Annotated in this window: 1 protein-coding gene; it reads left to right on the top strand. The window is 71.7% G+C overall.

From position 1 onward, the window contains the following. The first annotated feature begins 32 nt into the window (after nucleotides 1-32). On the top strand, nucleotides 33-12,674 hold the full coding sequence (locus ACZ7NC_RS35550; RefSeq protein ID WP_471494572.1) for an SDR family NAD(P)-dependent oxidoreductase: 12,642 nt from the start codon (nucleotides 33-35) through the stop codon (nucleotides 12,672-12,674). Nucleotides 12,675-12,719: the final 45 nt, after the last annotated feature.

The following is a 12,719-nucleotide window of genomic DNA, read 5'->3' as shown; positions in this document are numbered from 1 at the left end:
TGCCCCTGAGGTGACATAGGGACAGGATTCGCGTGCCCACTGACGACAAGACTCTGACGTACCTCAAGCGGCTCACCACCGACCTTCGCCAGACCCGTCAGCGGCTGCGCGAGGTCGAGGCCCGGGACCACGAGCCGATCGCGATCGTGGGGATGGGGTGCCGTTTTCCGGGTGGGGTGGACTCACCGGAGGCTCTGTGGGACCTGGTGGCGTCCGGCGGCGAGGGTGTGTCGGGCTTCCCGGTGGATCGTGGCTGGGACCTGACGGCCCTGTTCGGGGACGGGCCGGGGCAGTCGTCGTCGCGGCAGGGCGGCTTCCTGCACGAGGCGGCCGAGTTCGATGCGGAGTTGTTCGGGATCTCGCCGCGTGAGGCGTTGGCGATGGATCCGCAGCAGCGGTTGCTGCTGGAGACGTCGTGGGAGGCGCTGGAGCGGGCGGGTGTCGATCCGCTGTCGCTGCGGGGTTCGCGCACGGGCGTCTTCGCGGGCCTGATGTACCACGACTACGCCTCCCGCCTGCCGGCCACGCCGGACGAGGTCGAGGGGCTGTTGGCCAACGGCAACGCGGGCAGTGTGTTCTCCGGCCGGGTGGCCTATGTCTTCGGCTTCGAGGGTCCGGCGGTGACGGTGGACACGGCGTGTTCGTCGTCGCTGGTGGCGCTGCATCTGGCGTGCCAGTCGCTCAGGTCGGGGGAGTGCGACACGGCCCTCGCGGGCGGCGTCACCGTCATGGCCACCCCGGCGACCTTCGTGGAGTTCTCGCGGCAGGGTGGCCTGGCGGGGGACGGCCGGTGCAAGGCGTTCGCGGAGTCGGCGGACGGCACCGGGTGGTCCGAGGGTGCGGGCGTGCTGGTGCTGATGCGGTTGAGTGAGGCACGTCGGCTGGGGCGTCCGGTGCTTGCCGTGGTGCGGGGTACGGCCGTCAATCAGGACGGTGCGTCCAACGGTCTCACCGCGCCCAACGGGCCGTCCCAGCAGCGGGTGATCCGTCAGGCGCTGGCCAATGCTGGGGTGACGGCGGCCGAGGTCGACGCGGTCGAGGCGCACGGCACCGGCACCCGGCTCGGTGACCCCATCGAGGCCCAGGCACTCCTGGCCACCTACGGCCAGGCGCGCGACGGCGACGGTGAGCCCGTGTGGCTGGGGTCGGTGAAGTCCAACCTGGGCCACACACAGGCGGCGGCGGGTGTGGCCGGTGTGATGAAGATGGTGATGGCGCTGCGAGCCGAGCGCCTGCCGCGTACTCTTCACGCCGATCAGCCCTCCACCCACGTGGACTGGTCGGCGGGTGCGGTGCGGCTGCTGACTGAGGAACGGGCCTGGCCGCAGGGTGAGCGTCCGCGCCGGGCGGGTGTGTCGTCCTTCGGCATCAGCGGCACCAACGCCCACGTCGTCATCGAAGAGACACCCGCCCCCGCCGAACCCTCCGAGGCGGATGCAGAGGACACTGACGCACCGGCCGCACCGGCCGCACCGGCCACCACGGCCGTAACGGTCGAACTGCCCGTGATCCCCTGGGTGGTGACCGCCCGTGGCGCCGACGCCCTGCGCGCCCAGCTGGAACGCCTCGCCTCCGTTGACGCCGAGCCCCTGGACACGGGGTTCTCCCTCGCGGCAACGCGCGCCGCCCTCGACCACCGAGCCGTCCTCCTCGGCCACGACCTCGCCGGCCTCCGCGCCCAGCTACCCGAACCCCTGATCACGGGCGTCGCGACCGAGGGCCGTACGGCGTGGATGTTCACCGGCCAGGGCAGCCAGCGTCCGGGCATGGGACGAGAACTCGCCGCCACCTTCCCGGAGTTCGCCTCCGCCCTCGACGAGGTCTGTGCCCTTCTCGACGCCGAGCTCGGCTTCGAAAAGCCCCTGCGCACCGTCCTCTTCGGAGACGACGAACACACCCTCCAGGACACCGGCTACGCCCAGTCCGCCCTCTTCGCCCTGCAAGTCGCCCTCATCCGATTGCTGCGTTCCTGGGGTACCGAACCCGAGGTGGTGCTGGGCCACTCGGTCGGCGAGTTCGCCGCCGCCCACGCGGCCGGAGTCCTCGAACTGCCCGACGCCGTACGGCTCGTCGCGGCCCGCGCACGCCTCATGCGAGCCCTGCCCGAGGGTGGCGCCATGGCCGCGATCGAGGGAACCGAGACCGAGGTCACCGCACTCCTCACGGACGGCGCCGTCATCGCCGCCGTGAACAGCGCCACGTCCGTCGTCGTCTCCGGCCACGAGGACGCCGTACGGCACATCGTCGACACGGCCCACCAACAGGGCCGCCGGGCCACGCGGCTCCCTGTCTCGCACGCCTTCCACTCCCCGCTCATGGAGCCGATGCTGGCGGAATTCGCCGGCCTCGCGGCCCAGGTGACCTACCACCGCCCGGCGCTCCACGCCGTCAGCACCCGCACCGGCGCCGTGCTCGACGCCGACGACTGGACGACCCCGGAGTACTGGGTACGCCAGGTCCGCGACGCCGTACGCTTCCACGACGCGGCCCGTACCGCAGTCGACGACCTCGGCGTCGCCCGGTTCCTGGAGATCGGCCCCGATCCCGTCCTCTCCGCCTTGGTCGACACCGCCCCCGCCGTGTGCGTGCTGCGCCGTGACCGGGACGAACGCGAGACGGCCCTCGCAGCCGTCGCCGAACTGTTCGTACGCGGCACGTCCGTCGACTGGGCGGCCCTCTTCACGGGCACGGCGGCACGCGAGACACCCCTGCCGACGTACGCCTTCCAGCGCCGCCGCTACTGGCTCGAAGCGCCCCGCACCACCGTCGACGCGGCCGGCCTGGGCCTGCGCCCCGTCCGCCATCCGCTGCTCGGCGCCGCCGTGTCCGTCGCCGACACGGACACCGTGCTGCTGACGGCGCGGCTGTCCGTCGCCGACCAGCCCTGGCTCGCCGACCACGTCGTGGCGGGCACGGTGATCGTCCCCGGAACGGCGCTGCTGGAACTGGCCCTCGCCGCAGGGGAGCGCGCCGGCTGCGACCACGTCACCGAACTCACCCTCCACGCCCCACTCGCCCTCCCGACGGACCGCGCCGTCGAACTCCAGGTGGGCGTAGAGGCCCCGGACACCGCAGGACAGCGAGCCCTGCGCATCCACGCCCGCCCGCACGACACGGCCGACGACCTGCCCTGGACCCTGCACGCGTCGGGCACGATCGCCGAGGCCGCGGCGCCGTCCGGTTCCGGGGAGTCGTGGAACCTGCGGGTCTGGCCGCCGCAGGACGCCGAGCAGGTCGAACTCGACGGTCTCTACGAGCGGTTGGGAGCGGCGGGCCTGTCGTACGGCCCGGCGTTCCGCGGCCTGGAGGCCGTATGGCGTGCCGGGGACGACTGGTTCATGCAGGCCACACTGCCCGAAGCGGTCACGGGCGGTGGCGAGGGATTCGGTCTGCACCCGGCGCTCCTGGACACCGTGCTGCATGCACTGGGCCTGTGGGAGCAGGACGGTGCCCGGTTGCCGTTCCTGTGGTCGGGCGTGGAGCTGTCGGCCGTGGGCGCGTCCACGGTCCGCGTCCACATGACACGGCGAGGCGAGGACACGGTCGCACTCCGGGTCGCCGACGCGAACGGCGCCCCCGTCGCCACCCTCGACAGCCTCCTGCTGCGGCCCGTCACCCTCACGGACCTGGAGACCACCGAGAACTTCGTCCGCGACGCGCTGTTCCGAGTGGAATGGCGCCCCCTCACCGAGGCCGGGGACACCAGGACCGCCGACTGCGACTGGGGCGTCCTCGGCGAGCTCCCGACCGGACACGAGGCCAGGTACGGCACCCGGTACCCGGACCTGGACGCCCTGCGCACGGCACTCGACACCGGTACGCAACCGCCGGGCACCGTCCTCCTGCCGATCGAGAAGGCCGCACGCCCCGTCCGTGAGACCGTCACCGAGGCACTCGGCGCGGTCAAGGAGTGGCTGCGAGAGCCGCGCCTCGCGGAAACCCGCCTGCTGATCGTGCTCTCCGGTCCCGACGACCACGAGGAGCCTCTCACCGACCCGGCGGCGGCCGCCGTCCGAGGCCTGGTCCGCACGGCCACGACCGAACACCCGGGCCGCATCGCCCTCGCCGACCTCGACCTCGACCCCACGTCCTGGGAGACGCTCACGGGCGTCCCGGAGACGACCCGCGAGGTACTGATCCGTCAGGGGACGGCACGCGTGCCGCGCCTGGTCCGCATGGCCGGCGGTGATGTCCTCCTGCCGCCTGTCGGACTGGGTGCTGGGTGGCGGATGGATGTGGTGGCTCAGGGGCGGCTGGATGGTGTGGGGCTGGTTGCTGAGGAGCCGCGTGGGTTGCGGGGTGGTGAGGTGCGGGTCGCGGTGCGGGCGGCCGGCGTCAACTTCCGTGATGTGCTGAATGTGCTGGGGATGTATCCGGGGGATGCGGGGCGGCTGGGGCATGAGGGCGCGGGTGTCGTGGTGGAGGTCGGCCCCGAGGTGACGGGCCTGGTCGTCGGTGACCGGGTGATGGGCCTGCTGGACGGGGCGTTCGCTCCGACGGCGGTGTCCGATGCGCGGTTGTTGGCGCGGGTGCCGGAGGGGTGGTCGTTCGAGCAGGCGGCGTCGGTGCCGATCGTGTTCCTGACCGCCTATTACGCCCTGAAGGACCTCGCCGGTCTGGAGGCGGGGGAGTCGGTGCTGATCCACTCCGCTGCCGGTGGGGTGGGGATGGCTGCGGTGCAGTTGGCTCAGCATTTGGGCGGTGAGGTGTTTGCGACTGCCAGTGAGCCGAAGTGGCCGGTGGTGCGTGAACTGGGTGTCCCGGCGGAGCGGATCGCTTCCTCGCGGACGACGGGGTTCGAGGAGCGGTTCCGGCCGGGTGTGGATGTGGTGCTGGACTCGCTCGCGGGTGAGTTCGTGGATGCGTCGTTGCGGTTGGTGCGGCCGGGTGGCCGGTTTGTGGAGATGGGCAAGACCGACATCCGCGATGCCGAGCAGGTGCGTGCGGAGCACGGCATCGACTACCGCGCCTTCGACCTGATCGACGCCGGTCCCGACCGGATCGCCGAGATGTGGGCCGCGCTGCTGGAGCTGTTCGAGCAGGGTGCGCTCCGGCCGAATCCGGTGACGTCGTTCGAGATGGGGCGGGCTCCTGAGGCCCTACGGCTGTTGGGGCAGGCCAGGCATGTGGGGAAGGTCGTGCTTCGGGTGCCGTCGCCGTGGGGTGGCGAAGGGGCGGTGCTGATCACGGGTGGGACCGGTGGGCTGGGGGCCGAGGTTGCCCGGCATCTGGTCAGCGTGCACGGGGTGCGGGATCTGCTTCTCGTCTCACGGCGTGGGCCCGCGGCTCCGGGTGCTGCCGAACTCTGTTCTGAGCTTGAGGAGTTGGGCGCCCATGTCCAGGTCCAGGCGTGTGACGTGACCGACCGTGCGGCGCTGGCGGCCGTGTTGGACGGCGTTGATCTGTCGGGTGTGGTGCATGCGGCCGGTGTTCTCGACGACGGTCTGGTCGCTGATCTGACGCCGGAGCGGTTGGCCGGTGTGCTGGCGGCGAAGGCCGAATCAGCCCTGCATCTCCATGAGTTGACGGCCGATAGTGATCTGTCCGCCTTCGTGTTGTTCTCCTCGTTCGCGGGCGTGGTGGGCAACGCCGGTCAGGCCGCCTACTCGGCCGCGAACAATGTCCTGGACGCCCTCGCGGCCACCCGCTGCGCCCAGGGTCTGCCCGCCGTGTCGCTGGCCTGGGGGATGTGGGCGAACGCCGACGGTATGGGTGGGACGCTGGGCGAGGCGGAGCTGGAGCGGATGGCTCGGCAGGGCTTCCCGGCGCTGGAGACGAGTGAGGGTCTGGCCCTGCTCGATGCGGCCCTGCTGGTCAACGAACCGCTCGCCGTCCCCGTCGCCCTACGCACCTCGGCGCTCGGCGAGGTCGGCCACGGCGCCCTGCCCCCTGTCCTGCACGACCTGGTGCCGGTCAGGACACGTCGCCGTACCGTCGGAACTGCTGCCGCAGCCGACGGTGAAATGGCCCGCCGCCTCGCCGTGCTGGCGCCCGCCGAACAGCGCAGGGTTCTGCTGGAGTTGGTCCAGGCGCAGGTCGCCACCGCGCTCGGCCATGCCTCGGCGGTGTCCGTGGACGGGACCCGCAGCTTCAAGGACCTGGGGTTCGACTCGCTGACCGCCGTCGATCTGCGTAACCGCCTCGGCGCCGCCACCGGCATCACGCTCCCCGCCACCCTCGTCTTCGACCACCCGACCCCGAACTCCCTAACCGACTACCTCCTCGAAGAGGTCCTCGGCGAGATCACCGCGCAGGGCCCCACACAACCGCGTACACCGGCGACGACCGCTTTCGATGAGCCGATCGCGATTGTGGGGATGGGGTGCCGCTTCCCGGGTGGTGCCGATTCGGCTGAGGGGTTGTGGGATCTGGTCAGTCAGGGCCGGGATGGGTTGGGGGCTTTGCCGACGGATCGTGGTTGGGATCCTGCCTTGTTGGAGGGGCTTGCTGCGGTTGGTGGGTTCGTCGATGGCGTGGCGTTGTTTGATGCGGAGTTGTTCGGGATTTCGCCGCGTGAGGCGTTGGCGATGGATCCGCAGCAGCGGTTGTTGTTGGAGACGGCGTGGGAGGCGTTGGAGGACGCGGGTATTGATCCGGCGTCGTTGCGTGGCACACAGACGGGCGTCTACGCCGGCGTCTCCGCCAACGGCTACGGCAGCGGCACGGTTGACGCGCCGCAGGGCAGCACTGAGGGATACCTGCTGACCGGGAGCACTCCCAGCGTTGCGTCCGGTCGCCTGGCCTACTCGCTGGGGCTGGAGGGGCCGGCGATGTCCGTGGACACCGCGTGTTCCTCGGCGCTGGTCGCCCTGCATCTGGCCGTTCAGGCGTTGCGCTCGGGCGAATGCCACCTTGCCCTGGCCGGTGGAGCCACCGTGATGGCGACGCCGACGATTTTCCTGGAGTTTGCGCGGCAGGGTGGGCTGGCTGGTGATGGTCGGTGCAAGTCGTTTGCCGACAGTGCTGATGGGACGGGTTGGGCTGAGGGCGGGGGCATTTTTGTTCTGGAGCGGTTGTCGGATGCGCGCCGTAGTGGCCATCGGGTGTTGGCGGTGGTGCGTGGCAGTGCTGTGAACCAGGACGGTGCGTCCAATGGGCTCACCGCGCCGAACGGACCGTCCCAGCAGCGGGTGATCCGGCAGGCGTTGGCTGCTGCGAGGGTGGATGCCGCCGAGGTGGATGCGGTCGAGGCGCACGGCACCGGCACCCGGCTGGGTGATCCGATCGAGGCGCAGGCGCTGCTGGCGACCTATGGGCAGGCCCGGTCTGGTGACGAGCCGTTGTGGCTGGGGTCGATCAAGTCGAACATCGGGCATGCGCAGGCGGCGGCCGGTGTGGCGAGCGTGGTGAAGATGGTGATGGCGCTGCGGCGGGAGCGTCTGCCTCGCACGCTGCATGTCGATGAGCCGTCCTCGCATGTGGACTGGTCGGCGGGTGCGGTGGAGTTGCTGCGGCAGGAGCGGGCCTGGCCGCGTGGGGAGCGGCCGCGCCGGGCGGGTGTGTCGTCGTTCGGTATCAGCGGCACCAACGCCCACGTCATCCTCGAAGAAGCCCCCGTCACACAGGCGGCGCTTCGGCCGGAACCTTCGGCCGACCTTCCGGTGATTCCGTGGGTCGTATCGGCCCGCACCGCCGCAGCCCTGCATGCCGGCACGGCACGGCTGGCCGCGCATCTCGCTTCCCACGACGCGGACCCCGCGGACGTCGGGTTGTCCCTGGCCACGACCCGTGCCGCCCTGGAACACCGGGCGGTGATCCTCGGGCGGGACGGTGACGCGCTGCGGTCGGGGCTCGCGGAGCCCGCCGTGACGGGGGTGGTCGCAGAGGGCCGTACGGCATGGATGTTCACGGGGCAGGGCAGCCAGCGTCTCGGGATGGGGCGTGAACTGCACGCCGCCTACCCCGTGTTCGCGGGTGCCTTCGACGAGACAGCCGCACTGCTGGAGGCCGAGCTGTCCGGCGCGGACGGCTTCCCCCTCGCGCTGCGGGATGTCCTCTTCGCGGCCGACGGTTCCGAAGCGGCCGCCCTGCTCGACCGCACGGGATACGCACAGGCGGCCCTGTTCGCGGTGCAGGTAGCGTCGGTTGAGTTGCTCCGCGCGTGGGGTGCGGCGCCGGATGTGGTGCTGGGGCACTCCATCGGCGAGTACGCGGCCGCTTACACGGCCGGTGTCTTCCAACTCCCGGACGCTGTAAGGCTGGTGGCGGCCCGTGCCCGGCTGATGCAGGCCCTTCCGACGGGGGGCGCGATGGCCGCCGTGGAGGCGGAGGAAGCCGAAGTCGCCGAGCTGCTGGCCGGCGCCGACGACGTGAGCATCGCCGCCGTCAACGGACCGGCCGCCGTCGTCGTCTCCGGCACCGAAGAAGGCGTCGAACGCGTCATGGACGTGGTCCGCGAACGCGGTCGCCGGGTGACCCGCCTGCGCGTGTCCCACGCCTTCCACTCCCCGCTCATGGAGCCGATGCTCGACGAGTTCGCCGCGATCGCCCAGCAGATCACCTACCGACGCCCCACCCTCCCGGCCACCTCGTCGGTGACCGGCGAGACCGTCGGGGAGGCCGACTGGACCAGCCCTTCCTACTGGGTCCAACAGGTGCGCAGGCCCGTGCTCTTCCACGACGCCCTGCGCGCCGCCACCGGCCCGCTCGGCGCCGGACGGCTGCTGGAGATCGGCCCCGATCCGGTGCTGAGCGGGCTCGTCGACCCGGTGGCCGGGCCGGCCTTCTCCGTACTGCGCAAGGGGCGCCCGGAGACCGAGACGCTGCTCACCGCCCTTGCCGAGCTCTTCGTCCGGGGGGCTCGTGTCGACTGGGCCGCCCTGTTCGAGGGCAGTGGTGCGCGACGAGTGCCGCTGCCGACGTACGCCTTCCAGCGGCAGCGGTACTGGCTGGAACCGGCCCGTGCCGCCGCCGATGCGCGGGGCCTCGGTCTCGCGGCCGCGGAGCATCCGCTGCTCGGCGCGGCCGTCACCGTGGCCGGCTCCGACACGCTGCTGCTGACATCCCGTCTGTCGGTCCGTACGCATCCGTGGCTCGCCGATCATGTGGTGGTCGGCAACGTCGTCGTACCGGGAACGGCGTTCGTCGAGCTCGCCCTCCAGGCCGGCGACCGCGCCGACTGCGGCCGGCTGGCCGAACTCACCCTCCGGGCACCGCTCGTCCTGCCGCCCGACGCGGGCGTCACCGTCCAGATCACCGTCGAGGCCCCGACGGCGGACGGCGAGGGAAGCCGGGCGCTCCAGGTCTACGCGCGGCCCGACGACGCGGCCCCCGACCAGCCCTGGACCCTGCACGCCACCGGCCGCCTCGACGACGCGGCCGTCACTCTCGACGAGGCGCCCGAGCTTCGCACCTGGCCGCCTGCCGGGGCCCGCGAACTCCCCCACGACGACCTCGAAGACCTCTACGAGCGGCTCGACCGCTCCGGACTCTCCTACGGCGCCACCTTCCGGGGCCTGGCCCGCGTGTGGACGTCCGGCGACGAGCTGCTCGTCGAAGCGGCCCTGCCCGAGCCGGCCAAGAGCGAGGCGACGGCGTTCGGGCTGCACCCGGCGCTCCTCGACACCGTGCTGCACGCCCTTGCCCTTCGCGCGGGGGAGGGGCAGGGCGCGCTGCTGCCGTTCCTGTGGTCGGGTGCGTCCTTCCACACCGTCGGTGCGAGTGCCGTACGGGCTCGGCTCACGCCGTGCGGGGGCGACGCGTACGCACTTCACGTCGCCGACGCGGCGGGCGGCCCCGTCGCCGTGGTCGACTCGCTGGTGCTGCGACCCGTGTCCGCCGCCGACCTGACCCGGGCGGCCACCGGACCGGACGACCTGTACCGCCTCGACTGGGTCCCCGCGCCCACCGACCGCCCCCGGACCGCCCGCACCGGCCACTGGGCCGTGGTCGGCGGCCGCGACACGACGACGTGGCGCGAGTCCGGTGTGCCCACGAGGCACTACGCCGACCTGGACTCCCTCATCGCCGCGGTCGAAGCGGGCGAGCCCGAACCTTCGGTCGTCGGCCTGACCGTCGCGGTCAACTCTGGTGAAGTCCCAAGTCCGGTTGCTGATCTCCTGGGTGCCATGCGGACCTGGCTCGCACACGAGCGATGGGCGGACACCCCGCTGGTGGCACTGACCACCGGCGCGGTCGCGCTGCGCCCCGCCACCGGCACCGAGACTCCCGACCTGACCGGCGCCGCCGCCTGGGGCCTGGTCCGGTCGGCGATCAGCGAGCACCCCGGACGCCTCGTCCTCGCCGACGTCGACGGCACCGCCGCCTCGTACCGCGCCCTCGCCGAACGGCTCTCCCCCCTCGACGAGCCTCAACTCGCCCTCCGCGACGGCAAGTCATGGACACCGCGCCTCGTACGGATGGCCTCCGACGATGTCCTCGTGCCGCCCACCGTGCCCCCCGGGAAGACGTGGCGCATGGAGGTGGGGCAGCGCGGTCGCCTCGACGGCGTCGAGCCCATCACCGAGGAGCCGCGTGTCCTCGGCCCCGGTGAGGTGCGGGTCGCGGTGCGGGCGGCCGGGGTGAACTTCCGGGATGTGCTGAACGTGTTGGGCACGTATCCCGGGGACGCGGGTCGGCTGGGGCATGAGGGTGCCGGTGTGGTCGTCGAGGTTGCGCCTGATGTGACCGGACTGGCGGTCGGTGATCGGGTGATGGGCCTGCTGGACGGCGCGTTCGGCCCGACGGCCGACACCGATGCGCGGCTGCTGGCGCGGATACCGGAGGGCTGGTCGTTCGAGCAGGCCGCGTCCGTGCCGATCGTGTTCCTGACCGCCTACTACGCCCTGAAGGACCTCGCCGGACTGCGAGCCGGTGAGTCGGTACTGATCCATTCCGCGGCCGGTGGTGTCGGTATGGCTGCGGTGCAGCTGGCTCAGCATTTGGGTGCCGAGGTGTTCGCGACGGCGAGTGGGCCGAAGTGGGCGGTGCTGCGGGAGCTGGGTGTGGCGCAGGAGCGTATTGCCTCGTCGCGGACGACTGAGTTCGAGGAGCGGTTCCGGTCGGGTGTGGATGTGGTGCTGGACGCGCTGGCGGGGGAGTTCGTGGATGCCTCGCTGCGGTTGGTGCGGCCCGGTGGCCGCTTCGTCGAGATGGGCAAGGCGGACGTACGCGACCCGGAGAAGGTGGCTCTCACCCATCCGGACATCAGCTACCAGGCGTTCGACACCCTTGACGCGGGTCCGGACCGGATCGCCGGGATGTGGGCCGAGCTGCTGGAGCTGTTCGAGCGGGGCGCGTTGCGGCCGGTGAGGGTGGCCTCGTATGACGTGGCCAGGGCTCGGGAGGCGTTGCGGCTGCTGGGGCAGGCCCGGCATGTGGGGAAGGTCGTTCTGTCGGTGCCGTCGCCGTGGGGTGGTCAGGGGGCGGTGCTGATCACGGGCGGGACCGGGGGGCTGGGCGCGGAGGTCGCCCGGCACTTGGTCACCGAGCACGGGGTGCGGGATCTGCTTCTCGTCTCCCGGCGCGGGCCCGAAGCTCCCGGCGCCTCTGAACTCCGTGCCGAACTTGAGGAGTTGGGTGCGCGGGTCAGTGTCCAGGCGTGTGATGTCTCCGACCGGGAGGCGCTGGCCGGTGTACTCGACGGTGTCGATCTGTCGGCCGTGGTGCATGCGGCGGGGGTTCTCGATGATGGTGTGGTCGCTGATCTGACGCCGGAGCGGTTGGCGGGTGTGCTGGCGGCGAAGGCCGAATCAGCCTTGCACTTGCATGCCTTGACGGCTGATCGTGATCTGTCGGCGTTTGTGTTGTTCTCGTCGTTCGCGGGTGTGGTGGGCAATGCCGGTCAGGCTGCCTACTCGGCCGCGAACAATGTCCTGGACGCCCTGGCGACCGTGCGCCGCGCGCAGGGTTTGCCCGCTGTGTCGCTGGCCTGGGGGATGTGGGAGACCGGTATGGGCGGCCGGTTGGCGCAGGCGGACGTGGCGCGGTTGCGGCGGGCGGGACTACCGCCGCTGGCCGCGCGTGAGGCGTTGGCCCTGATGGACACCGCGCTGATGGTCAATGAGCCGAACGCAGTTCCCGTTGCCCTGCGTATCTCGGCGCTTGCCGGTGATCGGGTTCCGTTCGTGTTGCGGGAGCTGGTGCCGGCGGCTGGTCGGCGTTGGGGTGTTGCCGCTTCGGGTGGCGCTGCCGGTGGTGGTCTGGTGGAGCGGCTGCGGGGGCTGAGTTCGGTGGAGCGGGACCGGGTGCTGCTGGACGCGGTGCTGGCCGAGGTGGCCGGGGTGCTGGGGCATGCTTCGGCGGGGTCCGTGGACGCCTCGCGGGCGTTCAAGGAGCTGGGCTTCGACTCACTGACCGCGGTGGACCTGCGTAACCGCCTGAACAGCGCCACTGGATTGCAGCTGCCCGCCACCCTCATCTTCGACCACCCCACCATCCTCTCCCTCCGCGACCACCTCAGCGCGGAGCTCGCCCCCGCCGACGACGGCGACAGCGCCTTCCTCATGGGCGAGTTGGACAAGCTCCGCACCGTCCTCGCCGAGACCGCGCCGGCCGCGGACGACACCGTGCGCGCGGCGATCGGCGACCGGCTCCAACAACTGCTCGCCACCTGGTCGGCGAGCGCCGCCGACGGCGGAGCGGACGCGGACCAGGACAACCGCGTCCAACTCGACGACGCCACCGACGACGAGCTCTTCGCGCTGCTCGACGACAAGCCCTGGGTCGCCGACTGACCGCACCGCCCGGCGGCCCGGCACCGTCCCGGACTCGGTCACCCG

This window comes from Streptomyces sp. NPDC111802 (assembly GCF_055634335.1).
Note: the sequence above shows the minus strand (reverse complement) of the source record. Positions and strands in the feature narration are given on the sequence as shown.